The following is a 257-nucleotide window of genomic DNA, read 5'->3' as shown; positions in this document are numbered from 1 at the left end:
AAAACCCAGAGGTAGCGACCATGCTCAACGATGCCTTTGCGGCCGCCTATCAAGACGGATCCTTCATCGAATTTTTTGAGAATGCCCCTCTGGTAAAAGAGACCGTTGAGAAAGCCAATATTGGTGAGCGCACATTTATTCGGGTCGACAACCCACATCTGAGTAATGAGACTCAGGCAATTGACGATAAATTCTGGCTCGATATTGAAAGTCGCTAAACACCGCCAACCAAAAAAGGAGAGCATCGCTCTCCTTTT

At 46.7% G+C, this 257-nt stretch carries 1 pseudogene; it reads left to right on the top strand.

The window, feature by feature from the left end:
- Nucleotides 1-218: pseudogene (locus tag V0R37_RS22685) on the top strand (hypothetical protein); the annotation flags it as partial.
- Between the last annotated feature and the right edge of the window lie 39 nt (nt 219-257).

This window comes from Pollutimonas rozaliensis (assembly GCF_048751585.1).
Classification (GTDB): Bacteria; Pseudomonadota; Gammaproteobacteria; order Burkholderiales; family Burkholderiaceae_B.
The sequence above is the reverse complement of the archived record's forward strand: the minus strand, read 5'-3'. Positions and strand labels throughout refer to the sequence as shown.